This is a genomic window from Sulfitobacter sp. SK011 (genome assembly GCF_003352065.1).
Classification (GTDB): Bacteria; Pseudomonadota; Alphaproteobacteria; order Rhodobacterales; family Rhodobacteraceae; genus Sulfitobacter.
On record NZ_CP025803.1, the window covers coordinates 3,435,337 to 3,461,701 of the forward strand.

A 26,365-nucleotide genomic window follows, 5' to 3' on the forward strand; every position below is an offset into this window, starting at 1 on the left:
AAGCGCAGTCCCTGTCAGCCCGTCTCAAGCGGCGGGCCGAACCGTTCGATCAACCGGCCGGCGATCTGATCACGCGCGGCCCTGAACTGGACCAGTTTGGCCTCGCGGTTGTCACCAAGGCCAGTGGGGTCGAGGATCGGCCAATACTCGACGGTCAGGTGAAAAAACCGGGTCAGTTCCAACGCCCGGCGCTGGCTGGCAGGGCTGAGCGCAATCACCAGATCAAAGGATGACAGGTCGTCGCCCCATTGCTCCATCTCGTCAAAACTGCGCGATCGGTGACGGCTGAGTTCGACATTCATTTCGGCGCAGACAGCGATGGAAAACCCATCAATCTCCAGATCATTCTTGACCCCGACCGATTGCACATAGGTATCGGTGCCATAGAATTTCTTCATGATCCCTTCGGCCATGGGGGACCGGACAGCGTTGTAATCGCAACAAAAAAGTACCGATTGAGGTAATTCTTGCGTCACGCTTAGCCCCCGAAGTGTAGAACGCAGATCAGGGTGAACAGGCGGCGTGCGGTGTCTGCGTCAATTTCGGCCTTGCCTTCAAGGCGTTCCTGCAGGACCCGGCTGCCTTCGTTGTGGATGCCGCGCCGGGCCATGTCGATGGTTTCAATCTGGCTGGGTGGCAGTTTCTTGACCGCGTCGAAATAGCTTTCGCAGATCTGAAAATAGTCTTTCACAACCTGCCGGAAGGGCCCGAGCGACAGATGGAATTCCGCCGCCTTTTCCGCGTCTTCGGTGTTCACATCAAACACCAGACGTTTGTCGCGGATCGACAGGCCAAGGTGATATGGGCCTTGCAGCGGCGCGCGGTCGTCACGTGAGGGCAGGACAAATGTATTGTCTTCCAGCAGGTCAAACATGGCCACCTTGCGCTCCTGCTCGATCTCGGGCGTGGGCGGCGGAAGGTTCGCGTCATCTAGGGCGATATGGGTGATGCGGGACATAGGGCGACACTCTTGAACACGTGAGGCAGTTGGTTGTAGTTCCGGGTTGTCTAGCCTAGCCGCTCTCTTTGATCAATCGCGGTACTGCCCTGAGCAAAGTCAGGCCGTCATTGTCTCATTCAGGCTGCACATGTGGATGCGCCACGGGCATGACGCCGTCAATTGAGCTTATCAAGGCGGGCAGTGACGCTTAGCCCATGCGCCTCAAGGCTTTCAGATGTGGCCAGTCGCGCAGCAGCAGGGCCAATGGCCCGCAGCGCATCAGGTGTCATCCGGGCCAGTGTCGTGCGTTTCATAAAGTCCAGCACCGACAGGCCAGACGAGAACCGGGCCGAGCGCGCGGTTGGCAACACGTGGTTCGGGCCGCCGATATAATCGCCAATGGCCTCGGGCGTCCATTGACCAAGGAATATCGCGCCCGCATGGGTGATTTGGCCGCTCAGCGCCTCTGGATCCGCCACACACAGTTCAAGGTGTTCGGGGGCGATCCGATTTGACAGAGCGGCGGCAGTGGCGAGGTCAGGCACGGTGATGATCGCCCCATTGTCGCGCCAGCTGACCCCGGCAATCGCGCGGCGTTCAAGGGTTTTCAGCCGCTCTTCAACCGCATGGGCGACCTTTTGGCCAAAGCCCGCATCGGTGGTGATCAGAATGGATTGCGCGCTTTCGTCGTGTTCGGCCTGAGAGAGCAGATCAAGGGCGATCCAATCGGGATCATTGTCCGCATCCGCGATCACCAGAATTTCGGACGGCCCAGCAATCATGTCGATGCCGACCTTGCCAAAGACACGGCGCTTGGCGGCGGCGACAAAGGCGTTTCCGGGGCCGGTGATCTTGTCCACGGGCGCAATCGTGTCGGTGCCATAGGCAAGTGCCGCGACGGCCTGTGCGCCGCCGATGCGATAAATCTCGTCCACACCGGAAATATGTGCGGCCATCAGGACGAGCGGGTTCAGCACCCCATCCGGCGTCGGCACCACCATCGCCAAACGCGGCACGCCCGCGACCTTGGCCGGAATCGCGTTCATCAGCACGGACGAAGGATAACTTGCCAAGCCACCCGGCACATAAAGCCCCGCAGCCGACACCGGGGTCCAGCGCCAACCAAGCGTGGCCCCGGCGTCATCGGTCCATTCCGCATCTTCAGGCAGTTGTCGGGCATGGTATGAGCGGATGCGGGCGGCAGCCAATTCAAGGGCGGTTCGGTCGTCGGACGTGACTACATTGATGGCGTCGGCGATTTCTTTACCCGTGATGCGCAGGGTGTCTGAGGTCAAGGTGATCCGGTCAAACCTGGCGGTCAGATCAATAACAGCCGCATCACCGCGCGCCCGGACATCTGCAATGATATCTGCCACGACGGCATCCACATCGGGGCTATCCTCGCGTTTGGCGTTCAGCAGGGTGGTAAAGGCGGCTTCAAAATCCGTCGCTGTGGCGTCGAGAGTTACGGGCATGGGGCGGGATGCTCCAGAAAAAGAGACAAAGGTCAGGACAGGATCATTCGGGGTGATGCGGCAGCTTTTTCGAGGGGGCGACATAGGGTTTGGTGACATCCTTTAACGTCACCTCAACCGCCTCAACCTCCAGCCGGATCGCACCGTCCCCTGCCAGTGTCAGGATAAGATGGCCGGACGGTGCATCGGTCTGCTCAAAGGTGATGCTGAGCAGGGACAGAATGGTGTCGGCATCGCCCTTTGGCACGCCCTGACTGGCGACGGCGCGCACATTGTTGAACATCAGCACCGATTGCACACGTTCCGGGCCATGACGGGTTTTGCCATCATCCTCCCAGCGGACCCGGTTGAGCAGCAGCGCAAACCGCGCGCCCTTTCGGTGCCAGCGCATCTCGGAGGCCGGAAAAACCGCATCCTGGGAGAGCGAGGAAATCACCGCAAGATCATCGCTATCCAGCGCACCCAGGTTAAGCGGTGCCTCGCGGCCATCTTCGAAACGTGCATCATCGGTCATTTTTCGGATATCCGTTCAATATTGGCACCCACGCCGCGCAACTTGGCCACGACATGCTCATAGCCCCGATCAAGGTGATAGACGCGCGCCACTTTGGTTTCGCCCTCTGCCGCCAGACCCGCAAGGATCAGAGACACAGAGGCGCGCAGGTCGGTCGCCATCACCGGCGCACCTTTGAGTTTTTTGACGCCTTTGACCGTTGCCGTACCGCCGTGGACCTCAATATCAGCCCCCATGCGTTCCAGTTCGGGGGCGTGCATAAAGCGGTTCTCGAAAATCTTTTCTTCCAGCACCGACGTGCCCTCAGCCGTGCACAGCAGCGCCATCATCTGGGCCTGCAAATCAGTCGGAAAACCCGGGAACGGTTCGGTGGTGACATCAACCGCCCGAATGCGGCCATTCTTGCGCGCGACGCTCAGACCGCTTTTGGTCTCTGTCACAGAAATACCCGCCGCATCGAGTTTTTCACAGAACGCCTCAACAAGGCTTAGTTTGCCACCCAGCAGCTCCACTTCGCCGCCGCAGATCGCCGGGGCTAGCATATAGGTGCCCAGTTCGATCCGGTCCGTGACAACACGGTGGGTGGCACCGTGCAAACTGTCCACGCCCTGAATGGTGATGCTCTGGGTCCCATCGCCGTCGATCTGTGCGCCCATGGCGCGCAGACAGGTTGCCAGATCGACAATCTCAGGTTCGCGGGCTGCGTTGTTGATCACTGTCGTGCCCTTGGCAAGGGTCGCGGCCATCATGATATTCTCGGTCGCACCGACACTCGCAAAGGGAAAGTCGACAACCGCCCCCTGCAGCTTGCCGCCCTTGGCCTTGGCATGCAGATAGCCATCCCGCAGTTCAATCTCTGCACCCATTTTCGCAAGGCCATCGGTGTGAATGTCCATCGGGCGTGCCCCAATCGCACACCCACCGGGCAGCGACACCTCGGCATGGCCTTCGCGAGCCAAAAGCGGACCCAGCACCAGATTGGAGGCGCGCATCTTACGCACGATATCATAATCCGCATGGGTATTGACCGCACCATGGCTGGACAGGGCGATCACCTGACCCCCTTGCAGCGACGTGACCTCTGCACCCAGGGATCTGAGCAATTCGGTCATCGTGCGGATGTCACTAAGGCGCGGCGCATTGGTCAGTGTCAGCGGTTCTTCACTGAGCAATGTTGCGGGCATCAGGGTCAGGCAGGCGTTTTTCGCCCCTGCAATTGGGATTTGACCGCGCAGTTCGCCGCCACCTTTGACCAGAATAGAATCCATTAACTTTAGCTTTCCTGTTCGGACCCATCCGGCCCATTGCCTGTGTTCCCCTGCCCCTTGTCGCCTTTACGCGCACGGCTTTGTGCCTTGCGCCGCGCCATGTTGGCTTTTAATGCCGCTTTCAGCCGATCCTCACGGATTTCAGCCTGGGTTCGGGGCTTTTGAGGGGCCGTATCTTTTGCCATGCCGCTTGTCTAGCGCAGGGGTGCAGCAGCGTCCAGATTAGGGTTGCACCATAAAAGGTTTGCCGCTAATCACCCGCTCACGATGCTGTGGTAGCTCAGTGGTAGAGCACACCCTTGGTAAGGGTGAGGTCGAGAGTTCGATCCTCTCTCACAGCACCATACATACCGATTAAGTGCCTTTGCTTCAGTCGCTTAACGAAAAACGCCATTTCAAAGCCATCCCGCAATCTTTTCATTGTATGCTATTAGAGATGCTCGTCAGCGGGCAGTTTCGACCTGACGATCAATTGAATAGCGCGCGCGCCCAAGGCAGCAAACTATGAATAACTGGCCCGCCTCGGCAAAGCGAACGGTTCGGATCATCGATTCCCCCTCCCCGCCCAGTTGAAGGACAGGATCGTTTCGGACAAGCCAGCATTCCCCCATGCGTGACACTGATCGCAACCCCAGGAACGTCAGGTTGAATCGCCGATAGATGCGGATACTCCAAATTGCAGTCTTGATGCAGCGTGACGCAACATCTAGTGTTGAACACATGTACCGTGGAACTGGAACAAATCGCTGATGTTCACCTTACTGTTCGGAAAATCAAAGCCTCAGGAAAAGGTGTTTTGCCGATCCCATGAGCCAAAGGTCTTTTCGCGGTTTCCGCATAATCATACGCGCGGTGAGGTTGCGGAAGCTCCGGCTGAAACGGTGCCGCCATTCCAGTCAGACTTTCCTGAGGACCACGCCGACCCGGTGATCAATCCGGTTGCCCATTTACATTCTGATGCGCCGATACCGCTTGATCTTTTTCGTCGGGCCCTGCCCCAGAGGTTTCGCGAGATCGACGCAAAGGTAGGTAAATAACTTTTACCGAGGTCCGGACGGTTGCAGAGCAGATGGCATTTGACCAACACGAAGTGATCCCCGCCAGCAAGGCCGAAACACTGCCCTCAACCCAACCGGCGCAGCAGGTCCAAAGACGGATCGCCCGTTGCCGGCAGGCCGACACTGCTTTGATAGGCGGAAATGGCCTTGCGGCTGTTGGGGCCGATCACGCCGTCAGTGCCGTCCGTGTCGAAACCTCTGGCCGTCAGCTTGGTTTGCAGGGACACCCGGTCGGCTTTGGTTAATCCGTCGGCATCGGGCGGGAAACTGCCCCGGATCGGGCCTGCACCGCCGATACGGTCGGCAAGATGGCCGACGCCAATCGCATAGTTGTCGGAATTGTTGTAGCGCTTGATGGCGCGAAAGTTGCTGGTCACGTTGAATGTGGGTCCGCCGGGCTGAGGTTGGATCGCGGTCCCGGCAGGTGCGCCATTGCCAACCTCGCCCCCCCATTTCAAGCCCCGCGTCCAGCCGTTGCGCGACAGGTACGCCGCCGTAGAGGCCAGAGCATCAGAAGGGTCCGCAGACCAGATATCGCGCCGGCCATCGCCGGTAAAATCCACGGCAAAGGCTTGATAAGACGTCGGAATAAATTGCGTGTGGCCCATGGCACCGGCCCATGATCCGGTCATGTTCGCCGCTGATACATCACCATTTTGCAAAATCTTGAGCGCCGCGATCAGCTGTTTTTCAAAGAAAACCCCGCGCCGCCCGTCAAAGGCGAGCGTTGAGGTCGAGGAGATTACCGGCACATCGCCGCGCCGTTCGCCATAAAAGCTTTCCAGGCCCCAGACGGCGGCAACGATTTCGGCGGAAACGCCATATTTCGCCTCAATCGCGGATAGGGTGTTGCGATGGCGCGCGAATGCGGCGCGGCCTTTGCTGACCCGTTCATCTGAGGCGGCGATGGCAAGGTAATCCTCAAGCGTGCGGCTGAATTCGGTCTGGTTGCGGTCGCGCTTTACGACACCGGGCAGATACCCCGCGCCGCGAAACGCAGCACTTAATGTACCGGAGGAAATCCCCTGCCCGGCGGCCCGTGCCTTGAACGCTGCGACCCAGGCATCATAGCCTGCATTGGGCACCGGTTGCAGATCTGAGGGCGTACTGCTGATCCGGGGGCCCAGCGTGCCGCCACCCCCTGTTGTGCAGGCAAAGAGGCCAATTGCGCCCAATCCAAATACGAAAATTCTGCGTGAAGTGTTCATGATGCCTGCCCTCGTTTGTTTTCTGGCAACATACGCGATCGAAATCGCCGCGCAAAGCGACGTTTCACTGGCTTGGCAATCACTCGCTTGCGTCAGTCGCCGGGCGCATAAAGCGGGACGGTCGACATCGACATCTTCGCCGAACCGTCCTGAACATCGCGCGCATGGCTGATGTAGATCAGCGTGTTGTTTTCTGCGTCGAAAATGCGTTTGATTCTGAGACTTTTGAAAATGATCGAACGGCGCTCGCTGAACACATCCTCACCCTCATCATCACGCTCGATATCGCCCATTTCAATCGGCCCGGTCTGGCGACACGAGATCGACGAATTTGACGGATCTTCAAACCAATTGCCCTTTTGCAACCGGTCAATCAGACCACGGTCAAAATAAGCGACGTGGCACGTCACCCCTTTGACCTTCGGATCAGGGATTGCTTCGATCACAATGTCATTGCCCAGCCAGTCCACATCGACATTCCCCACAACCTCGGCAAGAAGCGGCGTTGCGCACAAGGCAGTTGCCGTGAGGAAAACAGCGAAACGGGTCGGAATAATTTTATCTTTCATTTTGGCTAACGCACTCCGGAGGTGATGGTTCCGGCAAATCTAGCCGGTTTGTCGTGTCCTTGTAAGATGCGTTTCGCCCATCAATGGACCAATGCGAATAAGTCGCTTCATCAGCATTGTTCAGGGCAACCTGTCGCGCGTCTTAGACTCGATGCAGCGGATATTCTGAAACGTATCAACGAGTTGCGTCTTTCACTATTTACCGAAACGTCAAGCACTTCTGACCCAGACCGGACTATTCCGCAAGATGTAGCAATATCAGCTGCGCGGACTTTTGAGACATTCGCTCCTTTGGCACCAATGGCCGGTGTTGGCGCATCGCGACGTTGATCATTGTCATGTGCATTTCGTCGTTGGTAACCGGACTAGCTGAATATACCGGGATGCAGCGGGCAAAGTGGTCGTTCAAGTCGGAGCGCAGCAAAAACTTGGGGCTAGAGATCTGAGTTGCGGGACCAAGCTGAGTTTTTTCTATGCAGCATCAACGATCGCTCATTGCAGTTCGCGACCGCGACGAAAAACAAGCCGGAAGGATTTGATGCATCCGCTACTGGGATATAGAATTCATTGACAGATTGAAGGGCGGACATCGGACTGAGAAACTACCGGCCCCTATCCGAACATGTTTATCCAGCGGATAACCATTGGGGATAGGCAGATCAATAACAACACGGGCATCATGCAAAGTGCCATGACAGCGGACATTTGGACTGGCAGACGGTTTGCTTTTTCCTGAGCGCGCAGTTCGCGATCAAGGCGCATGTCAGCTGAAAATTGGTTCAACGCGGTTGAAACGCTGGTGCCAAATTGATTGGACTGCAATATCACATTGGCAAAAGAAGTGAGTTCTTCAACATCGACATGTTCAGCCATGTCCAACAAGGCGGCCTGGCGTTCTTTGCCGGCCTGGACTTCGAGTTGAAGGATCATAAATTCCTGTGAAATTTCAGGGGCAGCATGCGCCAATTCGTGGGATACCCGCGTCATGGCGGCATCAAATCCTAACCCCGCCTCAATGGCGACCTGCAACAGATCAAGTGCGTTTGGCAGGCTGAATTCGATTTCTTGGCGTCGTTTCTTGATCCGCGAGCGCAACCATATTGCTGGAGCATAGAAGCCCACAACCATCAAGGCCGTCACGATTTGCACTGCATTGAGCCAGGTCACCTCCTGCAGCAAATCAGCGACCTTCAGCTTGTACTGAAGTTCTGAAGGGAGGGCCATGACAATCAGGAAGAGCGCGGGCAGGATAACGCCCATAATTGTGCGAAACGCATAGAAGGTACGCACAGAGTGCTTGCGCCGGATCCCGGCGCGACGCAATTGCCTGCCTATTTTGGAACGCTCTTTTCGGGAGGATGGGACAAAGGCCTTCAATAGCCCGTGGGGATCGCTGTCGTCGCCCTGAAGAAGATCAAAATCAGTCCCATGCGCTGGTTTGATGGAGCCGGCATGCATGCGGCGGGTTGCCGGTGCTTCCCCAGCCAACATACCCGAAAGGCCCTGAACAATGAAATAGACGCTGATCGCGACAGCAGACAGAGTAATATATTCGGGATTGGCGAGTAGAATGTTCAGTTTGTCAGCAATATTGTCCATTTCACCGCTCTCCAATTAGAATTTGAAACTGACTAATTTATAAAGAATGAGCCCTTGTACTAGAATCAGTCCAAATACGGCGGAGGCAAAGTACACAAACCTGGGGTCAGTTCGCACATCGCCGTAGAAGGAGGGTGAAGAAAGCTCAATCGTCACGTAGATAAACAAGGGCAGCGCCGTCAGGATCATCGCACTCAGGCGACCTTCTGCAGAAATGGCTTTGATCTTTTTGCGCATTGTACGGCGGTCTCGTATCACCTTTGAAAGAACAGTCAGGATCCGGGATAGATTGCCACCGGTGCCATGTTGAATGCCGATGCTGACGGCTAGGTAATTCGCGTCTTCGGTTTTTACCCGTTTGGCAAAATCGTGAAATGCTGTGGCGACGTCCTCACCGTAGTTGATCTGGTCCTGAATAATGCCAAATTCTGTCCCGATCGGGTCTGGCATGTCTGCTGCCACGTTGCCGACAGTCACTGCAATCGGATGACCAACTTTGAGGCCACGTGCCATCAGATCAAGGGAATCCGGCAACTGACTGGTGAGTTTTTTCAGCCGTGCCTCTTTCATGGCAAGGAGAACCACCAACGGAGTTATCAATCCAACGACCACACCGCCCGACAGGGCCAGGTCTTGATGAACAAACTGCTGTGCGACGACAAATACCAGAGCGGCCAAAACAAAAACAGCAACCAACATCCAAGCCGGATTAAATGTCAGCCCCGCCTGGACCAAAAGGCGCCGAACCCAAGTGATGGGTCCCACTCTACCTTCGCCCCCCACCATGACCGGATCACGCAGAAGTTTCAGCACATCATCCGTCGAGGCACCATTTTGTATCATTTTCATGCGCCTATTTCGCGCCTCGCCTTGTGTCTCACGACGAAACAGAAGTTGCACCAGCCCCTCGTAGGCCACGAGGACGCCAATGAAGATGACAACATATAGACCCAGAGTAGGGTCAATCGCTTGCATTTCACTCATGGTCTGACCTCCTTGCGCATGAACATCTTCGGATCAATATCGATGCCAGCCACGACCAATTGATCAAAGCATTTCGGACGAATACCCGTTGGCAGAAAGTCTCCGAGAATAGTGCCGTCGGAAGATTTGCCGCGGCGCTTGTAGACAAAGATGTCCTGAAGCGTAATTGTGTCGTCTTCCATTCCCGTGATTTCTGAGACACTGATCACGCGGCGCGAGCCATCGCTGAGGCGGCTCAGCTGAATGACAATATGAATGGCAGATGAAATCTGAGACCGAATTGTTTTGATTGGCAGATCGACACCAAGCATCGTCACCATCTGTTCAACCCGACTCAGCGCATCGCGTGCCGTATTGGCGTGCACGGTTGTCATCGATCCATCATGGCCTGTGTTCATGGCCTGCAACATGTCGAAACACTCTGCTCCCCTGACTTCACCCACGATGATGCGGTCAGGCCGCATCCGCAACGCATTGCGTACGAGGTCACGTTGCGAAATGACGCCTTGGCCTTCAGCGTTAGGGGGTCTGGTTTCCAGCCGGACAACATGTTCCTGCTGAAGCTGCAATTCTGCGGCATCCTCAATTGTTACGATGCGCTGACTTTCGTCGATAAAGGAGGACACGGCGTTAAGCATCGTGGTTTTGCCAGAACCCGTGCCGCCAGAAATCAAGATGTTCAGCCGTGCTTCGACAAGCGCCTTTAAAAGTGAGGCCGCTTGGTCATCCAGCGCGTTTTGATCGACAAGCCGCTTCATTGTCAAAGGGTTGCGGGAAAATTTCCGGATCGACAGGGCAGGCCCGTCGACCGAACATGGCCGAATGATTGCATTCACACGGCTGCCATCTTCGAGCCGCGCGTCCACCCATGGTTGGGATTCATCAATGCGCCGACCAACTTTAGTTACGATCTTATCGATAATGCGTAGCAGATGCCGCTCATCGCGAAAGCGCGCCTTGGTGCGTTCTAGCAGTCCAAATCGTTCGACAAATACCTGATCGTAGGAATTGACAAGAATATCGTTGATGGAGGGGTCCGCCAGAAGGGGTTCCAATGGTCCCAATCCCATAACTTCATGCATCAATTCCTCAACCAGAGTGGAAAAGGCATCGGATCTCATATGGACGCCTTCGACCTCAATCAGGTTCGATGCGAGAGCGGCAATCTGGCGTTTGAGTTCTGAGCGCTCCACCTTGTCAATAACAGAGAGATTAAGTCGATCCAGAAGTGCTCCGTGGAGGCGACTTTTGAGTTCTAGGTGCCCCTGCAGATCGACATCAATCGGGTCTGTCTGCGCCCCGGCAACTTTTGGCGGTTCCACCTGGGAATGCCGCTCCAGCTTGAGAACATTCGAATGTTTTTTCGATTGGCGCGATTTGTATTCGTTAAACATGGCGATCCCCCTGGATTTCTTTTCTTTGGGATAGTTGGTCTGCAACCGACAGTGCTGATGCCAATTTCGATAGAGATTTACCCAAATCCGACTTTGGCTTGGCCCGTACAATTGGCTGCCCCAAATCCACGGCATTGCGGGCCAATTTTGGATTGTCAGGCAACCAATGTGCAAATTTGGTTTTGAGAATTTTTTCCGCCTCGCGAATATGTTCCGACTTGAGTAGGGGCTTGCGCTCGCGATTGATCACGATTTCGACCGGCAGGCCCATGTTTCCCTCTTGGTAAAGGTCGATCAGGCGGCGTGCCTGCCGCACGCAAGGCACACTGGTATCGGTCGCCAAAACAAGGTGAGAGGCGCGTTTGATAACTGGTTCGATCCAGTCAACAACCGCCCGGGGCAAATCGACGATGATATAATCGTACTGCCGCTGTAAAATGTTGAGCATGTTCTCAACCAAATCAGGACGAACAGATTGCAAAGGAAGCACCGGCGCAGGTGCGCAAAGGACATCAAAACCCAACGAGTGGCTTTGCAATGCTGATGCAACAAATCGATCGTCTGGCTGTTCAACTGCTTCAATAAGCTGCAAAAAACCGCCGTTGTCCTCGAGATCAAGAAACACGTTTACGTCGCCAAACTGAAGATCGAAGTCCAGGAGGACAACACGGCTATTGGTGGCTTTGCGAAACATCGTCTTTTGTCCGCCGGCAAGAGTGCTGGCGAGGTTTGCAGCTATGGTTGTCGCACCCGCCCCGCCGCGGGCCTGCGTGACCGAGATCACTTTTCCCAGCGCCGCCGGACCATCATGCAAGATTTTCTCAGGTGTACGTCTGGCAATAATTTTTTCGTCGACAACCAATTTGATGCTTTCGCCATCAATTGAAAGCGGCAGGACTTCGTCAATTCCGATTTGCTGAAGCTGCCGGGCTTTTCCGATTGAGACGTCATTGCCAGTCAACGCCAGAAAGATCGTGTCTCCCTTGCCCTTCTTCAGCAATTCTTCCAGCGCGTGCACTTCGTTTACGTCATCCGGATCAGTCTCGAAAATGACCACGTCATGATCAAACACAAGGCTGCTTGCACGGCCGTTCATGGATGTGAACGTCTCATTTTCGCGGGTGACCGTGTTGTAGTCATCTGGCGCGAATACATCGCTGATTACTTGCGAAAAGGAGTCCCGATCCGACACGATCATGATTGATCGGGAGTGCTGGGTGATGTGATGGCTGTTCATTATCCTGAGTCTCCTGCTGCAAGGTCTTCTGCCGGAAGCGAGACGCTGAAGTTGGAATAGCTGGCAGTTGAGGGTAGTGTGCTGTTTGTTGCGCCAGCGGCGTTGGCAAGGGCAGCCAGCGGCGAGGCGAACTGAAAATCATTCAAGGTCAACTCAATAGTGACCATGGGCGTATAGGGTCCACCGAGAAACCCGAGATTTGAATCAAAGCTGTAGGAAAACTGCAGCATGTCGATGGTCGCGTTTGGCGGCAAAAGCGGGTTGACGCGGCCCCAGATTTCTGACGCTGTGGCGTTTGATGCGACACCAGAACACGACACCGTGGCGACACTGGCACAGGTACCTGCCACTGCGCTGCAAGATGTGCCAAAACTAGGTAGCGTATTGCCCCCCCTCTGATGGGTCTGGGGAACGCCAGTGCAAGCCGGTGGCCGCACGATGGCGGTCCGTGCCGCCAACTGAGCGGCGCTTTGCGCCATCACGCCGCTGTAAGACAACCGACCGAAGTCCAAGAGTGCGGCAAACAGGAACATGAACAGGGACACAACAATCGCAAATTCCACCAGGACTCCGCCTGTTTCGTCGTACAGAAACCTACGAAAGATCCCCACAGGGGTGCGCATATGATGCTGCACCGCCGTCACTGGCCGAATATCCGCGAATTGTCAGCAACATCCGTCGTCACCGACGAAAGGCCATTGCCGAACAAGGCCATCACACCGCCCAATGGCAGTTGAATGGTGACATTGGCAGTGACATTTGCCACCGCTGCCGGGCTCACCCGGTAGGTGCCAGAGACGCAAGAATAGCTTGGGGTGACACTGTTGACAGTCACGCTTGAAGGGAACAAAGCGTTCCCGCCGATGTCTTCTACCACGATTTTGCGCAGCTTTGTGCCAAGGTGCGCGACGCTCGCTCCGCTGCTACAAATTGACGAAGGGGTGACGCGCGCCATGTACCGTCCGGCGTCGCGGACCCCAGCAATCACAGACTGATAAGACCACATCAAACGCGAGGCTTCGACGGTAAGCGCCAAAAGCAGCAGCATGATTGGCAGGACAATGCCAAACTCGACAATGATCGCGCCATCCTGGTCATCGGCAAAGCGTCTGGCTGACTTGAACGAAAAAAGCTGCATGAGTTTGCCCTTCGTCATCGGTACAACTGAACGACATCACGGAAGATGCCGCCAAAGCCGCCCGCACCGCCGCCCGCAACGTCAGGAAACCCCACAACTTCGCCGTAAATGTCGAAGCTGGGAGGTGAAGATGTGTCTGACCCGACCGGCTCCGTCAAGAAGACCGAAACGAACTGCGTCACAGGGACATTGCTGGTGGATCCCTTGATTGTGGTGGTTGAGCAATCAACACCCGCAGCATTGATCACACGACGCGCAGGATTGGTCGACATCTGGGAGGAGCACATCGGCCGCCCTGTTTCAGGCAGTGACGGATCCAGAATTGCGTCAGAGTTTGGTGGGGAAAATGGGCTGGTGTTGCCGTAAGCAATCTCACGCAGGTACATGCCATATCGTGTGCCCGCATATAGAACATTTGATCCAGTCAATGCGGGAAGATGCGCGTCAGTGCCGATGCCATCCGCGATACCGTCGGCCAGATCATGATTTGTATCGAGGTACCCGGGCCGGTCCCAGACGCCATTGCCAAACCGATTGCTCCCGCCGCAGGTGCCAGCGTCGATGCAAAGATCACGGCCAAGTGCCATTGTGGCAACGGTCGGTTCTTCGCTGCCCTGAATGCAGGCACTGCCTCCGTTAGGTTTGATCCCTTTGATCACATTGGGGGCCGGAGCAAAATCTGGGTTATTCTTCTCGCCATTCAGAACGGCGCGGAATATGTCGAACCGCACGTTGAACGCAGCATCGGTAATACCTACCTTTTGGCCCGGCTCTGTGGTTAATCCGTTGGTCAGGACGCATTGGGTGATATTGCTTTGCGCGGCGATCAGACAAGCGAGCTTGTTACCGCCTTCGTCCGCGCAGACACCGGACGTATCTTGAAACGTCGCAAGATCGATGAACCCAAAGTTCCCGGGACCCCATGCAGACGAACCACCGCCACCACTACGTAGCAGAATCTGATCGCCGACGCCCAGCGTGTTTTCCCAATTTGGCGGCAGGCAAAACATAAGTGGAGAAATATCGCAGGCCGCCTGAGTATACCCGGCTGTGGCCTCGGCGCGCACATCGGTGGTGCCGAACCCATTGCCGCCCAACATCTTATTGAACGCTGATGCGAGGCTCATGTTCAGTGACTTCGGTGTAAGAACAACCTGAACAAACCTGGCTCTGTTGCTCACGGTGGTCACATCAGCGCCAAGGGCTGCCAGATCGGAGGCAGGAAGCGCTGAGTGAAATATGAGCGAATAGTCCGTCGATCCCGAAAGCGTGCTTGAACCATTGGCGAATGTCTGGCTGTCGCTGATCATACTAGCGGCCGCATTGGTCGCACGGATGATTGCGTCATTCTTTCCGTCAAGCTCCCCTGCCGCGGCCAGTGCGACGTTGTCAGCGAATGCCTGAAGTTCGGACTGGGTGGAGCTTAGTCGCCCAACATCCAACGTAATGGCAAGAAAACCCAAAAGAACAGCCATTGACGAGCCCCAGAGGATGGCAACGGTGCCAGCCTCTTCTTTGCAGAATTGCGTTATGTAGGACCTGATGCGCATATCTGCCCTTATTGTTCGATGGTTTGAGTGACGGTGATCGGCCGGATCGAAGGCACAGGCCGTGGCCGGGCAAGCGGCTTGAGATTGATCTCCACTTGGCGTGTGATCCCTTCCGCGGCGGGTTTGATTTGTTCTGTCAGTGCTGGCCAAGCCGAGCGATCTGGGTTTGCAAGCGGTTGATCGTCGGCCAATGTTTCTGGCAAAAGCACTGGGTCAATATCTGGAACTGTCCGTCTTATGCTGACCACTTCGGAGGCCGTTCCACGGCGAACTGTTATCGTGGGCTGAACCGAAACTTTTTCAACTGGCCCCTCCTCCTGCAGCAAATCGCGCAGGCGCACCATTTCCATCGGCTTGTCTTCAACCCCTTCAAGCGTTCTTAGGGTTAGGCTCAGGATTCCGGCTCTTTGGGCAAGCGCCAGACGCTGACCTTGATCAGCAGAGATTTCAACTGTAATTGTGCGGGCGACTTCGGGCTCGTCTGTCAGTTCTTCAGATTGCTGATCGACGCCAATGACACGAATGTTCTGCAAGATAGTGACCGCGCGCAAATCGAGAGATGCACCCTGAGTGAGCACAATATCAACGTAGTCACCCGGCGTGACGAAGCCACCAACAGCAGTGACCGCATCAACTTTGATCGACATGGCGCGGGTGTTCTCACCCAATCTTTGCACCAGAGTAACTTTCTCACCGAATTGAGAAACTTTTGACGCAATCATAACCTCACCCGGAAAAAAGCGTCCTTTGGCCCTGCGGCGATCCACTTCTTGCGCCGGCACAAGTTGGGCGATGGTGGTGAACGCGCCAGGCGGAAGCGCATCGCGTGGCCAAGCGTGCTTGGTGACGTGATGGGGCTCGATTATCTGACCAAATGCAATTTCGGTATGCGCGAGATAGATATCCACAAGGTCCGTTTTTGCCCCTTGGGCGGCAGAATTTGGTGCGTCCAGAAGATATTCTTTTATGAAGAACACGGAACCAGCAGCAATCGCAATTCCGAAAACCGTTGTAATGATCGGCTTAACGCGCATCTCAGTCTCCAATGGTCGTTGTTCAAATATGAGTGCCCCGTTGGCACCTTATCGGCGGCAAAAATGCGGGGCGGGATTTCCTGCGCCGTGTGTATGGATCGCGGCGCAGGATTAGTTCGAAAAGGCCAAAGCCAACTGCATTAGCAGGTTGCGCTACCCAAAGCAGTGCAGGCGCTAGTTACGTTGGAGTTTGTCGTTGTGCCAAGGTAGGTGAACGCACCCACCGCGATCGACGCAACAACCAGCAGTGCGAGGCCGTATTCAACAATGGCCGCACCGCTTTCGTCCTTCGCGAACATTTTCAAGAAATTTGTCATAATTTTACTCCCTTAAGGATTTGTTTACATATTTTGCGTTGGATCGGTTCCGCAGCTTGAGTCTGACGATCCTACGTCTGAGCTCACAAATGAGGTTAAGGCACTGCACCGCACTCACACATCCGTCAGATGTAGCGAACTTTCACCTTTAGATTGATTCCGGAGCAATATTTATTAGTAATTCGGGAATAAATTGAGAAATTAAAATAGAAATGGTCTATAAAACGAATCACTTTATCAGATGAATTTTGTCTTATTTGTGTCGTTACTGAGATAAAATTGAGGTTCTGCCAAATAGTTGAATTCTTCATTCCGAAATCACTTAATGAGTTCGAAACCTCAATAAACGCGCAAAATAGTTACCACTTGGGATAGAAATTCGCGCAGCAGCGCAAACTTCTATTCTCCGGAACTGCCACAATTCGGAAAAAAAAGTTGCAAACTCAGATTTGTCCACAGACAGTTACTGTCACGGCGGGGGCTGTACCTTTGGCTATTATTTGAGAGCCAGAGTTGTGAAAGAGTTTGTTATGAGTACCAGGTTGTTAAGGAATCAGATTGATTCCAAGAGTTTTTCGATTATCGCAGACTGGGCGTATGCCTTGAATGAAAATGGCGAAATTACAGATGTTCTCGGCCGCATCGCAATGTTGGTTCATGCAGAGGCGGTGATGATTGTTCGCATTTCCAACGTTGAACAAAGATCACGGATCGTTGGGCATTTTGGAATGCAAACCGGAAAAATTTGGCCGCCCACGCCCCGAACATTCGCTGGTTTGGTTATTGGCGCGTTTATCAACACTGCCAAAGTTGGATCGATCTGGAAACTGACAGAGTCCAATCCGTTCGAATTTGCGGGAACTTCCGCTGACGCCGTGGACATTCCTGCTGGGATTGCCGAGGTCATCGCAAGCCCGCTAGAATCGGTGCGCGGGCATATTGATCTCATCGAATTTCATTTCAAGCATCGCCCTGCTGAGCATAATCTAAATCTGCTCATCATGCTGTTGGGCACGCTTGCTGTTGCTTGGGGCAGGCGGACACCTGCCTTGGTGGCAAAGAAACTCTCGCAAAGCCAGAGGGCTTCTATTAGCAGAGTTACGGATGACAGCCGATGCACTATCCTTGATTGTGATAACCCAGCACGGCTTAGCAGATCTGAATTTCGGGTATGTTCATTGCTGAAAGAGGGGATGACGGTCAGCGTGATATCTGAATCACTCTCAGTCAGACCTGCAACCGTACGCTCCCACCTGAGTTCCGTTTTTTCAAAAACCGGCATGTCTGGCCAGGTTGAGCTGTTGCATGAGTTGAACAGAACGCCTAAGCGGACCATGAATTAGGCTGATAGCTCCTGCCGCCCCGATCAGGGTCGAGGTTCGGCTTGTCACGTGCTTCTGACCTTGCTCATAATCATGCGGCACCGTAGATGAATGGCCGCTCTGAAGAAGCTGCGCTGTGGAGACGGGCGCAACGGTGGATGTCTCATTTTGGCGAATTTTAGACAATCCAATAACCGGTATGAGCAGTTAGCGGTCACCCGTGCGTCGTGAAGCATAGTGCAGATTAGGCTCAGAGCGGACTTGAGGCGGTGCGGCACTTGCCTTTGTGCCCGGTGGTGTAAGTCGACGTGGCGACCGGCCCAAAGGAGACATCTAGCGGGCACTCATGATGCAGCGGTCGCAGCCCGCTTTGCGGTCATTCGCTGCGGATGCAAAGTCAGACCGACAACGAACTGGGAGTCTGCGGACTTTCCGGGCCATCAACGGACGTACATGAATGACGGCACTAAAGCGATGTGCCTTAGAATTTGCCGTTATCATTCTTCCATTCCTCGCGCGGTGCGATTGTCTCAGTCGTGTCCCAATGCTCAACAATCTTTCCATTTTCAACGCGAAACAAATCATAAAAGGCTGTGTGAACGCCTTTTATATTACCTTCACTTGCGCAAAGAACAAAATTGCCCTCTGCAAGAACACGGTGAAGATGTTGGTAATCAATGTTTCGTTGCCCACTGTTCTCGCCCGTCAGTGCAGATTGAAGCGATATCGGCCAATCCCCAAAATCTGGGTTATGTTCAACATAGCTCTCAGCGTTGACGAAGTCTGCGAGGCGATCGAGTTGCCCTGAGATCAGAACCGTCTCAACAAACGCTCGAACAAGAGACCGGTTCGGTTCAGTCATCTCATGGTCAGACGCTTCCGTCGGTCCATCCACCATGCTATGGCCTGATGTATTGGGCCCTTTTCTTTCTTGGATATTATCCCAGTGCTCAACGGCTTGGCCGTCCTAGAACCTGAAGACTTCAAAACAGACCTTCCTGCTGGCAAAGTCGTATTCCATATGGGCGAATACAAAATCGCCGTCCTCAAATCCTCTCACCATGTTAACCTGCGGTTCAGTTTTTGAGAGCCGCTTGAACAGCAAAGCCAAACCTTCGCTCCCCTCATGTGTTTGAGGATTGTGCTGGATGTATTTAGCTTCATTCACCACGGCGACTGCATCAGGGTTGCCCGTCTCAATACTCTTGAGCAGATTTCGGATTTGAGTAACTTTAGATACGGCCATTGGGCTTATCTCCGTGCTGAACTTGCTGAAACGCAGTGTTGGTAAAGGTTATTGCATACAGCCACTGCAGAAAGGAGCAAGAATCAAACCCGCGCCTTCAAACGCCAATGGTTTAGCTGGATCTTCGGAAGCCGCCGTTCGCCACACAGCAGAAAATCATTGGCTACGGGCTCACTTCAGACATTTAACGATCTTGCTTTTGTCGCCTCTAGGTTGTGGTTGGTTAATCCACTGTGCGTCACAAACGGTGGTATACGCACGTTTTTACACGCGCAACCTATCCGGAAATGCAGTTGGCTAAACCAGGATACGTCGTCAACAGCGTCGATGTCGGCTATGCTGACTAAACGGCCATTTGTTTCAACTAACCCAATGGCTGCTATTCGCCACCACGTTCAGAACTGAATTTCTTTTGAACCGAGCGTTCGTTGAATCCGGCTTCAGGGTTTTGGTAAGCACACGGGGCTGCAATAGGTCAATCCAAGCTTAAACGCAGTGCAGGAGCGTGAGAAGTTGTCATAAAATTGACTCATTCGGTCTAGAAAAAGTAGGGATGAAAGCCAAATATCACTCCTTAGAAACAGTATGGGAATATCTTGAGGCAAGTGGTGCCCTTGGTCCTACGGTTAGCGCGCTATTGGCGATGCTGCTTATCGGTGGTGCGATGTTGTTGGGCGTATGGTTCTATGTCTCGTACAAGAAGTTCCGGATACGTGGCGGCTTTTCAGGAGTTCGCACCCGAAAGAAAGTAAAGACCCTGCGTGCGCATGGGCAATTGGAAGGTGAGTTCACCTTTGCCGACGCGATTGAGATGACCGAAACGGGCACTGTTCGCAGAAAACCGTTGGAAAACAAAATTGTTGACTGCGTGGTTCCGGTAGAAATGCTGTTCAGTTCTGATGATCATGGTCTCATCTACCAGTTCGAAATGGGCGAATGGAGTGAAAAGGAGGTGGCCTCATGGTTCGAGGTCGCCAACGCTCTCAATCTTACCGATCTTTCGAGAATTATCGAAGAAGTCATGCTGATGCGTGACGTGATTTGCCACCCTGAGTATGATCCGGAAACCAAACTCGGCGACGGAAAAAAAATTGGTGACAAGTTGCGGAATCGGGCGTCTGAATTGCGTGTCATGATTGACGAGATTGACGGCGTTGCTCGGCTTAGGGCTGCATGCGAAGCCCACTTGCGACAAAACGCGCCCGATAAGCTGCCGCTGCCGACCTGGTAGTCTCAATCGGTGCTTCTTCGGGCTTCAAAGCCGCCGTTTGTTCACAGCGCAGCATTCTTTACTAAGAGGCTCGGACCTGCCTTCCGCGCTGCGGGAGGGCTGACCCGACCCGGCAACTTTTTTATCGGCGAAGCTGACCTTAGTCTCCACCCTAAATGTCGGATCCTGCGCTCTCCACGAATGGCGAAGAACTGCCCGCTATGGATCGCAAACAAATTTAGCACTCTGGTCCAAGAACAAATTCAGGCGATCACGTCCTGCGTCCATACCAACACGCGCACGCGACCAACACGGCCGCGGATTGGCACTTCGGTTTGCCGGGCCGTGTCTTTATGCACCGGGCGTGTCAACGCCTGAAAAAAGTCACCACTGGCGACAATCACGGCCTTCTCTGTTTTTGCAACTTCCATCAGGCGACTTGCCAGATTAACACTGTCGCCGGTCACCGTGACCTGCTGATGGCTCTCTACCCCCATCCGGGACAGGGTCGCAGATCCTGCATGCAGTCCGATACGGCAACCCAGATGTTCGTCTGGCAATTCCTCAAGTCTGTGCTCTGAAACCGTACGGGCCAAATCAAAAGCCGCCGCCAGAGCACTGTCTGCCGCTTGCTGAGAGGCATCCGCGTCCAATCCGAAAACTGCCAGCGCACCGTCGCCCATGTAGTTAAGCACGCTGCCGCCGCGTGTCTCAATCGTGTCCGAAGCGAGCGTGTGAAAGGCGCGCAGCAGGTTGCGCGTTCCGCCCTGCCCAAGTTTTTGTGACAGACCAGTAAAGCCCGTGAGGTCCACGAAAAAGATGATCAACTGCTGCTCAATCGGTGTCGCAAGATATTCAGGATCGGCCTCAATCTTTGTTGCGAGTGCGGGGGCCTGAAAGCGCCGTAGAGAGGCCACAGTCCGTTCTGATCGGTTGGCCTGTTGTCGCTCCTGAGTATAGCGCATTGCGCCCATGACCAACGCGGGCGGGATAGCAGCCGCCAGAGGGAGGGCCGCGCTCATCCAAATCCCAGCGGAAAATATCACCGTCAGAAGGATCATCGAAATACTCATCATGGCAACTGCCGCAGGGAGTGCGCGCGACAGGGGCCAAGCCAGTATGGCAAAAACGCACAGAATGGTAAGACCGACCGCATGGCCCGCGTCCCAAATTCTGACCTGCGCATCGCGTCGCAACGTTGGGCCACCTATTAATTGCGAGATGGCCGTCGCGATGATCTCGACACCCGGTGTGCTGTCGTCAAATGGGGTCGGGAACCGATCACCCATAGCCGACGCAGAATAGCCTAGCACCACAACCTTGCCAGAGAGCGCATCAGGTATCAGCGCATCCAATAGTTCCCTCGCACTGATCGTGCGCACGGAACCTGTGGGCCCGGAAAACCGCAGCGGCATGTTAAAACCCAGATCCAGCGGAACATGTTTTTTGTTCAAGGTCAGGCGGGTTTCGCCAAAGACCGCTTTTTCGCCCGTGAAGGCCACTGCCGTGAGAAGTGTGAGCGATGGGCGCAATTCGCCGTCTATGTTTATAAGCAGCGGCGCATAGCGCGGGGTGCCGCCTGCATCGGTCGAAAGGTTGACCAGTCCAACTTGCGCCGCATTGTGAAATATGGGTTGTGGCGAAATCAAGCCGGTAGAATTGTCGCCGTCCGCGCCGAACACCGCGGCAGCAGCAATGGCGGAGGGGAGGCTGGCCAGCGCATCTGCAAGTGCGGTGTCTTCGTCCACATCACCGGGTTCGGCCAGAAGAATATCAACAGCGAGAGCACACGCACCGCTTTGTGCAATGTTGCGGATCAGAAGAGCCAACATATCTCGTCCGTTCATTGCCCCTGTAGTGTCGGCGGCGAGGGTGTCGTCGTCAATGGCGACGATAACCACGTCTGGGCTGGCAGAGCGAGGCCCAGTGAGCGCATAGCGCAGGTCAACAAGCCTGTTTTCGAGGCCGTCGATGACACCTGCGCGCCCGCTGATATGGGGCAATATCACGAGTGCAGCCCATAGCGCAGCGCAGGCAAGCCCAGCTAGGATCAGACCCCGGCCTTGGGCCGGTTTCCCTGTCATCTCCCAAAGCGCGCGAGCAGCTTAGAAACCCGACCGGCCTCCCATCTATTAACTTTCAGGGAGGTCGTGGAATCGACGTCAACGCCCTCTCCCGGACCAAGGGTAACGGTGGACGCATTATTTGGTTTGGTGACGGCGACAGCCCCTTTGACGACAAAAACGGAAGTGCTGGTCGCCCCCGCATCGACCACATAGATGGTCCCACGCACTGCTGCGATGGCATGGGGTGTTCTGATTTGCGTGGGCTGGCTACCGGGCAGAACTTCGATATAGATCGCCCCATTTTCCAGCATTATTACTTCTGGTGGAGCACTACCCTGACGCTCAAATATCTTAATATCCGTGCCGACTTCACGCTCCAGCGACAACGCTGTGCCGCACACAATGAGCTGCCGGTCCGGGTTCGAAAGGCCAGACGTTGTACAGTCTTCCTGAGACGCGGCTGGTTGGCTGGTCACCAACAACAAGGCGAACGTTAGTGTCGCAAGCGAATTTCCTGCAAGGAAGGGCCTCATGCCACAGTTTGCCGCGGGTTCTGTTAGGGTGCGCATTATGTTCACCTCATGGAATTCAATGACATCTGAAAAAGCGTCCGGCCGTCATATTGGAGCAAGAAATTTACACGCAATACCGGTTCACCCTATTTGTTAACGCTTATAGCAAGCCAGTCATACTAGCCAAATCATTTCGCCCCTATAGCGACATTTACAGATTGAATGAGCTATGTTGGCCTGACCCTTGCGCAACTGAAGTTCAAGGTGTTGGCACACTGGCACTAATGAAGCTTGCCAAAGTTGTATAGGCACGGTGCTGCATTTCGGGGTGTCGCTTATACAAACAGCCGTATCGTAATGTTCAATCCTTCACATCGGAGCCGTTATTCCCACTGCTTAACCCGTCTTACAAGGTTCCGGACGTTGGAGACATGCCAGGCCCCTCCCCGTCGGGTCTGAATGCCGCGTGCATTGAGTTCTGCCGCGACCGACCGCAGCGTGCCGTGTCCGTCCTTGCGGATGGTTTCGAGCAAGGGGGCCAAACTTCTGGCGAAGGCATCAGCGTTCGTCGTTATGGCTTGCCTGAGCGATGCACCGCCCTGCCCTGCCCGTCTGAGTGCCGCCGCCCCGTTCGGATTGCCCAACTTCACGCCTCGGGCTTTTGCGGACATCAGCGCCTTCTTCGTGCGCCGCGAGATCGCTTCACGCTCCTGCTGGGCGACGAGGGCCATGATGCCCACCGTCAGATCATTCGCCTCTGGCATATCGCAGGCCAGGAAACGGACGCTGCTGGCCTGCAGCGTGAGCAGGAAGGCGGCATTGCGGGAAAGACGGTCGAGCTTGGCAATGACGAGGGTCGCACCTGTGAGCCGCGCCAGTTGGACGGCCTTGTCCAGTTCGGGGCGGTCGTTGCGGCCGCCGCTCTCTACTTCGGTAAAGCGGGCCAGAACCTCGGCATCCCTGCCCGCGGCGAAGTCATCGATGGCCTTGCGCTGCGCCTCCAGACCAAGCCCCGAGCGCCCCTGTCGCGCCGTGGAGACCCGCTCGTAGGAGATGAAGCGGATTGATGGGGCAGTCTCGCTGACCATGTACACACCTGCCTAACGTTGGTTGCACAGGTGTGTACATCGCTCAGCCAGCTGGAATGTCGTAGCTCTTTCTGCTCATACGTTCCCATTGAGCTCATAGGTGATCGTTTTGGGCTGATCCTTGGTGAGGTTTGTCTCGTTGGGTTTGCGCATCGGTTCGCGCACCGTTTCGCCGTCCTTATCGGTATAGACCGTCACAAACTCAATCGTCGTCACGTTGTCGCCGCCTGCAGCCCCCGGCAGAGACAGCCTTGAGCGTGCAGAAGGAGAAAGACCCAGCTCCGCCATAAACCGGCCCATCACGTCCAACTGCTTGTTTGCGATCGACATCCAAGGCGATTGCTGAACATAGCCGGATGGCATCTTGATCAAGGATGGTCCTTTCTGAAGATGCCCCTCGGCTTCCACCCACCGCGCCCAGGCCTGACAATACGCCGCCAGCGCTGCTCGGTCCGTTGTGAACAAGATGCCCATGTCATGAAGGGGCTTTGCCAAGCGCCGCCACTCTTTACGTGCGACCGACGTGAGATGTGACGGGCAGCGTGGCAAGGCATCACTCGTGACTGGAATTTCACTCTTCCGCTTGGCTGCCGGTTTTCTACCGCGCATGATCCGATGTCCTCTCGACTGGACTGACCGGCAGTTTCTGATAATCCACCCCGATCCGCCTGTTCTTCTCGGCAATCTGGTCAAGAAATTGCGTAAGCGTGTCGCGACCATCGCCCTTTGCCACATCTGGCTCAATGTCCTGCGACCAATCAGTCTCGCGCCAGTAAGCTTGTGTCTTGAGGTAGAAGATCATCGATGTGGTATCCCCCGTTCGTGCCTTTTGCAAAAGGCCGCTGGCCACATGTGCGATGGCTTTCGCCTTGCCCCTTTTATAGCGCACAGAAACCTCGTCATCCCGGGCACAGATGGCGCGGAAGGTGGTACGGGAAATACCCAAAAAATCCGCAATCTGATCCTGATTCAGCAAGGCCGCCAAGGTCTCAACTTCTTGAACCTGAAGATCGCTGAGCGTAATTTCCGGGCGCGCCATGTCTTAACCTCGCAACCGGTTGAACAAGCGCCGCAGCAGATAGCTGCGACCCTGCGACAGCGCGGTGAAGGCCAGGCCGATCTGCAGCGACTGTCTCAAACTTGCATTGAGGCCAACAGCGGGAAACACCAGCAACTGGCCCAGGATCGCCAGAACATAGCCCAGAACCACGTTCGTCGCCGCCTCCACCCCTGACATGATCCGCGATTGCCTCATGCCGGGACCTCCGTGCCACGCTCCACTGCAATCTGCGAGAAGTTGCGGCCATCCCCCTCCAGCACCGCATCCTTGCCAGTGAGCGCCTGCCACCGCAGCACCGCCACATCGACATAGGCCGGGTCCAGCTCCATTGCGTAACAGACCCGGCCAGAGGTCTCGGCAGCGATGATCGAGGTGCCTGATCCCGAGAACGGCTCGTAGATCGCCTGCCCCCGGTTGGAGTTGTTCAGCATCGGGCGACGCATGCACTCCACCGGCTTTTGGGTGCCGTGGATCGTGGTCGCGTCCTGGTCGCGGCTGGGGATCGACCAGAGTGTCGATTACTTGCGGTCGCCGGACCAGTGCCCTTTTCCGCGCACTGCATACCAGGCAGGCTCGTGTTGCCAGTGGTAGTGACCCCGGGAGAGCACGTGGCGTTCCTTGGCCCAGATGATCTGGGAGCGAATATCGAACCCGGTAGCGATAAGGCTCTCGGCGACTGTGGTTGCGTGCAACGCCCCATGCCAGACATAGGCCACGTCCCTTGGGAATAGCGCCCAGGCCTCGCGCCAGTCGGCCCGGTCGTCATTCAGCACCTTGCCGGTCCGCTTTGTCTCAGAGGCCCCTGCCCGGTTGCGCCAGTCAGGATCGTAATTCACGCCGAATGGCGGGTCTGTTGCCATCAGATGCGGTTTGACCCCGTTCAGCAGGCGCTCCACGCAGGTCCTGTCGGTGGCATCGCCGCAGAGAAGCCGGTGCGCGCCCAGACACCACAGATCGCCGAGACGCGAGACAGGCACCTCAGGGGGATCGGGCGTCGCCTCCTCCTTGGGGTCAGACTGGCCAAGGCCCAGCAACTCGTCCAGCTCGAGACTGCCAAAGCCCAGGTCGCCAAGATCGACCCCCAACTCCCCGAGATCACCCAGTTCCAGTCGCAGCAGTTCCCTGTCCCAGCCTGCCTGTTCTGCAAGCTTGTTATCGGCCAGAACGAAGGCCCGCTTCTGGGCTTCGCTCAGGTGGTCAAGCTCGATCACCGGTACCGATGCAATACCGAGTTTGCGCGCCGCCATGACCCGACCGTGCCCGGCGATGATGCCGTTCGCCCCGTCCACCGGCACCGGGTTGTTGAAGCCAAACTCCCGGATCGACCCTGCGATGAGCACGACCTGCGCCTCGCTGTGGGTGCGGGCATTGCGGGCGTAGGGGATCAGGTCCGAAACGGGGCATTGGCGGATATCCGTGGCCCCGGTCACTGCAGACTCCGTCGATGTTCTGGTCGCTGTTCTGGCCGCCATGACCCCCCGCTCCTGAAAAGATGTCTCTTCAGAGGCATTCTATCTGATGCAGCAAGCCATTGTAATCATGACAATAAAACGACACGCGACGTCATGCGCCGACA

28 protein-coding genes, 1 tRNA gene and 1 pseudogene are annotated in these 26,365 nt (G+C 55.5%); 4 read left to right on the forward strand and 26 right to left on the reverse strand.

Annotation, left to right across the window (positions count from 1 at the left end; genetic code table 11):
• Positions 1 to 14 precede the first annotated feature (14 nt).
• From C1J02_RS16810 to C1J02_RS16835, 6 genes are all read right to left on the reverse strand, one after another.
• Positions 15 to 476, reverse strand: coding sequence for a low molecular weight phosphatase family protein (locus tag C1J02_RS16810; protein ID WP_114879613.1), 462 nt, complete (start codon positions 474 to 476; stop codon positions 15 to 17).
• 2 nt (positions 477 to 478) lie between these two features.
• Positions 479 to 958, reverse strand: a complete 480-nt coding sequence (locus C1J02_RS16815) for a UPF0262 family protein (RefSeq protein WP_114879614.1) — start codon at positions 956 to 958, stop codon at positions 479 to 481.
• 158 nt (positions 959 to 1,116) lie between these two features.
• On the reverse strand, positions 1,117 to 2,415 hold the full coding sequence (gene hisD, locus C1J02_RS16820) for a histidinol dehydrogenase (RefSeq protein ID WP_114879615.1): 1,299 nt from the start codon (positions 2,413 to 2,415) through the stop codon (positions 1,117 to 1,119).
• A gap of 43 nt (positions 2,416 to 2,458) precedes the next feature.
• Entirely contained in the window at positions 2,459 to 2,929 is a 471-nt protein-coding gene (locus C1J02_RS16825; RefSeq protein WP_114879616.1) for a DUF2948 family protein, read from the reverse strand.
• Complete coding sequence (gene murA / locus C1J02_RS16830) at positions 2,926 to 4,197, reverse strand: UDP-N-acetylglucosamine 1-carboxyvinyltransferase (RefSeq protein WP_114879617.1); 1,272 nt, start codon at positions 4,195 to 4,197, stop codon at positions 2,926 to 2,928. The genes C1J02_RS16825 and murA overlap by 4 nt, the downstream gene beginning before the upstream one ends.
• Positions 4,198 to 4,202: 5 nt before the next feature.
• A complete protein-coding gene (locus C1J02_RS16835; protein WP_114879618.1) occupies positions 4,203 to 4,382 on the reverse strand; it encodes a hypothetical protein in 180 nt (59 codons plus the stop codon).
• A gap of 84 nt (positions 4,383 to 4,466) precedes the next feature.
• Here C1J02_RS16835 and C1J02_RS16840 point away from each other — a divergent pair.
• Positions 4,467 to 4,541: transfer RNA gene (locus C1J02_RS16840), tRNA-Thr, on the forward strand.
• 405 nt (positions 4,542 to 4,946) lie between these two features.
• Positions 4,947 to 5,234 carry a hypothetical protein gene (locus tag C1J02_RS16850; RefSeq protein ID WP_114879620.1) on the forward strand — a complete coding sequence of 96 codons (288 nt, stop codon included), beginning with the start codon at positions 4,947 to 4,949 and terminating at the stop codon, positions 5,232 to 5,234.
• 86 nt (positions 5,235 to 5,320) lie between these two features.
• Here the strand turns inward: C1J02_RS16850 and C1J02_RS16855 are convergent, their stop codons facing one another.
• From C1J02_RS16855 to C1J02_RS16905, 11 genes are all read right to left on the reverse strand, one after another.
• Entirely contained in the window at positions 5,321 to 6,463 is a 1,143-nt protein-coding gene (locus C1J02_RS16855; protein WP_114879621.1) for a lytic murein transglycosylase, read from the reverse strand.
• Between the two features lie 92 nt (positions 6,464 to 6,555).
• Positions 6,556 to 7,032 (reverse strand): CreA family protein, encoded by a 477-nt coding sequence (locus C1J02_RS16860; RefSeq protein WP_114879622.1) that lies wholly within the window; start codon positions 7,030 to 7,032, stop codon positions 6,556 to 6,558.
• A 612-nt stretch (positions 7,033 to 7,644) separates the two neighbouring features.
• A complete protein-coding gene (locus C1J02_RS16865) occupies positions 7,645 to 8,631 on the reverse strand; it encodes a type II secretion system F family protein (protein ID WP_114879623.1) in 987 nt (328 codons plus the stop codon).
• Positions 8,632 to 8,646: 15 nt separating this feature from the next.
• Positions 8,647 to 9,606, reverse strand: coding sequence for a type II secretion system F family protein (locus C1J02_RS16870; RefSeq protein ID WP_162798360.1), 960 nt, complete (start codon positions 9,604 to 9,606; stop codon positions 8,647 to 8,649).
• Between the two features lie 5 nt (positions 9,607 to 9,611).
• A complete protein-coding gene (locus C1J02_RS16875) occupies positions 9,612 to 11,009 on the reverse strand; it encodes a CpaF family protein (protein WP_114879625.1) in 1,398 nt (465 codons plus the stop codon).
• Positions 11,002 to 12,246, reverse strand: coding sequence for a P-loop NTPase (locus tag C1J02_RS16880; protein ID WP_114879626.1), 1,245 nt, complete (start codon positions 12,244 to 12,246; stop codon positions 11,002 to 11,004). The genes C1J02_RS16875 and C1J02_RS16880 overlap by 8 nt, the downstream gene beginning before the upstream one ends.
• Positions 12,246 to 12,809: a TadE family protein gene (locus tag C1J02_RS16885; protein ID WP_254693136.1), complete on the reverse strand. Its 564-nt coding sequence runs from the start codon at positions 12,807 to 12,809 to the stop codon at positions 12,246 to 12,248. Before C1J02_RS16885 ends, C1J02_RS16880 begins: the two co-directional genes overlap by 1 nt.
• A 77-nt stretch (positions 12,810 to 12,886) precedes the next feature.
• A complete protein-coding gene (locus C1J02_RS16890) occupies positions 12,887 to 13,384 on the reverse strand; it encodes a TadE/TadG family type IV pilus assembly protein (RefSeq protein WP_114880670.1) in 498 nt (165 codons plus the stop codon).
• 14 nt (positions 13,385 to 13,398) lie between these two features.
• On the reverse strand, positions 13,399 to 14,934 hold the full coding sequence (locus tag C1J02_RS16895; protein WP_114879627.1) for a pilus assembly protein TadG-related protein: 1,536 nt from the start codon (positions 14,932 to 14,934) through the stop codon (positions 13,399 to 13,401).
• A gap of 8 nt (positions 14,935 to 14,942) precedes the next feature.
• Positions 14,943 to 15,968 (reverse strand): Flp pilus assembly protein CpaB, encoded by a 1,026-nt coding sequence (gene cpaB / locus C1J02_RS16900; RefSeq protein ID WP_114879628.1) that lies wholly within the window; start codon positions 15,966 to 15,968, stop codon positions 14,943 to 14,945.
• Between the two features lie 140 nt (positions 15,969 to 16,108).
• Positions 16,109 to 16,285 carry a Flp family type IVb pilin gene (locus C1J02_RS16905; RefSeq protein WP_114879629.1) on the reverse strand — a complete coding sequence of 59 codons (177 nt, stop codon included), beginning with the start codon at positions 16,283 to 16,285 and terminating at the stop codon, positions 16,109 to 16,111.
• 530 nt (positions 16,286 to 16,815) lie between these two features.
• Between C1J02_RS16905 and C1J02_RS16910 the strand changes: the two genes are divergently transcribed.
• Complete coding sequence (locus tag C1J02_RS16910) at positions 16,816 to 17,628, forward strand: helix-turn-helix transcriptional regulator (protein WP_114879630.1); 813 nt, start codon at positions 16,816 to 16,818, stop codon at positions 17,626 to 17,628.
• Positions 17,629 to 18,088: 460 nt separating this feature from the next.
• Here the strand turns inward: C1J02_RS16910 and C1J02_RS21195 are convergent, their stop codons facing one another.
• Positions 18,089 to 18,469 (reverse strand): nuclear transport factor 2 family protein, encoded by a 381-nt coding sequence (locus C1J02_RS21195; RefSeq protein WP_254693138.1) that lies wholly within the window; start codon positions 18,467 to 18,469, stop codon positions 18,089 to 18,091.
• A gap of 105 nt (positions 18,470 to 18,574) precedes the next feature.
• Positions 18,575 to 18,853: a hypothetical protein gene (locus C1J02_RS21200; protein ID WP_254693139.1), complete on the reverse strand. Its 279-nt coding sequence runs from the start codon at positions 18,851 to 18,853 to the stop codon at positions 18,575 to 18,577.
• Between the two features lie 553 nt (positions 18,854 to 19,406).
• Here C1J02_RS21200 and C1J02_RS16920 point away from each other — a divergent pair.
• Positions 19,407 to 20,084: a hypothetical protein gene (locus tag C1J02_RS16920; RefSeq protein WP_114879631.1), complete on the forward strand. Its 678-nt coding sequence runs from the start codon at positions 19,407 to 19,409 to the stop codon at positions 20,082 to 20,084.
• Positions 20,085 to 20,326: 242 nt separating this feature from the next.
• On the opposite strand, the gene C1J02_RS16925 is transcribed toward C1J02_RS16920, so the two are convergent.
• From C1J02_RS16925 to C1J02_RS16955, 7 genes and pseudogenes are all read right to left on the reverse strand, one after another.
• Complete coding sequence (locus C1J02_RS16925) at positions 20,327 to 22,147, reverse strand: CHASE2 domain-containing protein (RefSeq protein WP_114879632.1); 1,821 nt, start codon at positions 22,145 to 22,147, stop codon at positions 20,327 to 20,329.
• Entirely contained in the window at positions 22,144 to 22,698 is a 555-nt protein-coding gene (locus C1J02_RS16930; RefSeq protein ID WP_254693140.1) for a FecR domain-containing protein, read from the reverse strand. The genes C1J02_RS16925 and C1J02_RS16930 overlap by 4 nt, the downstream gene beginning before the upstream one ends.
• A 326-nt stretch (positions 22,699 to 23,024) precedes the next feature.
• A complete protein-coding gene (locus C1J02_RS16935) occupies positions 23,025 to 23,729 on the reverse strand; it encodes a recombinase family protein (RefSeq protein ID WP_114879633.1) in 705 nt (234 codons plus the stop codon).
• Positions 23,730 to 23,804: 75 nt separating this feature from the next.
• On the reverse strand, positions 23,805 to 24,338 hold the full coding sequence (locus tag C1J02_RS16940) for a phage terminase small subunit P27 family (protein ID WP_114879634.1): 534 nt from the start codon (positions 24,336 to 24,338) through the stop codon (positions 23,805 to 23,807).
• Positions 24,328 to 24,768, reverse strand: a complete 441-nt coding sequence (locus C1J02_RS16945; RefSeq protein WP_114879635.1) for a hypothetical protein — start codon at positions 24,766 to 24,768, stop codon at positions 24,328 to 24,330. The genes C1J02_RS16940 and C1J02_RS16945 overlap by 11 nt, the downstream gene beginning before the upstream one ends.
• Before the next feature lie 3 nt (positions 24,769 to 24,771).
• Positions 24,772 to 24,984, reverse strand: coding sequence for a hypothetical protein (locus C1J02_RS16950; protein WP_114879636.1), 213 nt, complete (start codon positions 24,982 to 24,984; stop codon positions 24,772 to 24,774).
• Positions 24,981 to 26,261 (reverse strand): annotated as a pseudogene (locus C1J02_RS16955) (site-specific DNA-methyltransferase). Before C1J02_RS16955 ends, C1J02_RS16950 begins: the two are co-directional and overlap by 4 nt.
• Positions 26,262 to 26,365: the final 104 nt, after the last annotated feature.